Raw genomic sequence first — 1,742 nt, 5'->3', positions numbered from 1 at the left:
GTGCCGGTCCACCACATCCGGGAAGCCCTCGCCCATGTGGGGAAGAAGACCTCGTAGAGGAAGCCGCCCCGCGAGCGGTTCACGACCCCCGGAAGCCGCGTGCCAGCAGGTAGAGTTCGAACGATTCCTTCCGGGTCGCGGAAGGCCGGATCCTGCGGACCTCGCCGAACGACCTCCTCAGATCTTTCACCACGTCGTCGGCTTCGGCCCCCTCGAAGATCTTGGCCAGGAACGTCCCCCCTTCGCGCAGCGTTTCCCTTGCGAGGGCGAGGACCGCACGGACGAGGTCGGCCGACCGGGCCTGGTCGGTGAACGGGATTCCCGTCGTGTTCGGCGCCGCGTCCGAGACGATCGCGTCCGCTTTCCGCCCGAAAAAGGCGACGATCTCGGCGATGAGCGCCCGGTCCGCCAAATCCCGGGGGAAGAAGCGGAAGTTTCCGCCCGGGAGCGGGTCCATCGGGAGGATGTCGACCGCGGCCACCTTCCCCCCCTTCCCCACGAGGCGGAGAAGCACCTGGCTCCACCCCCCCGGCGCGGCCCCGGCGTCGATCACGAAATCTCCCGCCGCGACGACCTTCTCCGCTCCCGCGAACTCCAGGAGCTTGTAGGCGGCACGCGAGCGGTACCCTTCCTTTTTCGCCTTCACGTAGAAGGCGTCCTTCCTCTTGTACACCCCCTCATGCTATCCGATCGGTGCCGTCGTTGACAGTGAGAAACCCGCTACGGTAGAGTCAGTTTGCCCATGAAAGGAAGAGGGACGGACATCGACGGCGTCTTCCGGTATCTGAAGGACGATCTCCGCAAGGTGGAGAAGGCGCTCGTCTCCCATCTCAAGTCCCCCGTCCCCCTGATCCCCGTCGTCGGCAGGCACATCACCCTGTCCGGGGGGAAGAGGTTCCGCCCCGCGGTGCTCCTCCTCGTCGCGGAGGCGTGCGGCTACACCGGGCCGCGCCGGATCGTCATGGCGGTCGTGACCGAGTACATGCACAACGCGACGCTTCTGCACGACGACGTGGTGGACGGCGGGGTGATGCGGCGCGGCAAGCCGGCGGCGAACATCGTCTTCGGGAATTCCGTGAGCATCCTCGTGGGGGATTTCCTCTTCGCGCGCGCCTCGCAGCTCATGACCGAGGACGGCGATCTCGACGTGCTGGGGATCTACGCCCGGACGCTCGTCTCCCTCTCCGAGGGGGAGGTGCTCCAACTCATGAAGTCCGCCGACCGGAAGATCACGGAGAACGACTATCTTCGGGTCGTCTTCCACAAGACGGCGTCGCTCATCGCCGCCGCGAGCGAGACGGGAGCCGTCCTGGCGGGCGCCGACGCCCCCCTGCGGCAGCGGATGTTCGAGTACGGCAAGTCGGTCGGGATCGCCTTCCAGCTCGTGGACGACGTCCTCGATTACGTCGGATCCGAGAAGGAGCTGGGGAAGAGGCCCCTCCAGGACGTGCGGGAAGGGAAGATCACGCTGCCGCTCATCCACGCGCTGCGGGAGGCGGGGGACGGCGACCTGCGAAAGACGGGGGAGATCCTGGACCGGAGGAAATTCTCCGAACGGGAGGTCTCCTTCCTGGCCGGCATGGTCGAGAGGAACGGGGGGCTGGCGTACACGAGGCGCAAGGCGCGATCCTTCGTGGAGCGGGGGAAGGGTTTCCTTGCCTCCCTCCCGGCGTCTCCGGCCCGCGACGGACTGGCGTCCCTGTCGGACTACATCGTTTCCCGCACCCGCTGATTCCCTCCGC

2 protein-coding genes are annotated in these 1,742 nt (G+C 66.9%); one reads left to right on the top strand and one right to left on the bottom strand.

Annotated elements, in window-relative coordinates; translation table 11 throughout:
- Positions 1-79 precede the first annotated feature (79 nt).
- Positions 80-673 carry an RlmE family RNA methyltransferase gene (locus tag VJ307_07275; GenBank protein ID HJX73941.1) on the bottom strand — a complete coding sequence of 198 codons (594 nt, stop codon included), beginning with the start codon at positions 671-673 and terminating at the stop codon, positions 80-82.
- 69 nt (positions 674-742) lie between these two features.
- Between VJ307_07275 and VJ307_07270 the strand changes: the two genes are divergently transcribed.
- Entirely contained in the window at positions 743-1,732 is a 990-nt protein-coding gene (locus VJ307_07270) for a polyprenyl synthetase family protein (GenBank protein ID HJX73940.1), read from the top strand.
- The last annotated feature ends 10 nt before the right edge of the window (positions 1,733-1,742 follow it).

This window comes from Candidatus Deferrimicrobiaceae bacterium, from assembly GCA_035256765.1.
In the GTDB taxonomy this organism is placed as follows: Bacteria; Desulfobacterota; Deferrimicrobia; order Deferrimicrobiales; family Deferrimicrobiaceae; genus CSP1-8.
This window is presented reverse-complemented; position numbering and strand designations above follow the sequence as displayed.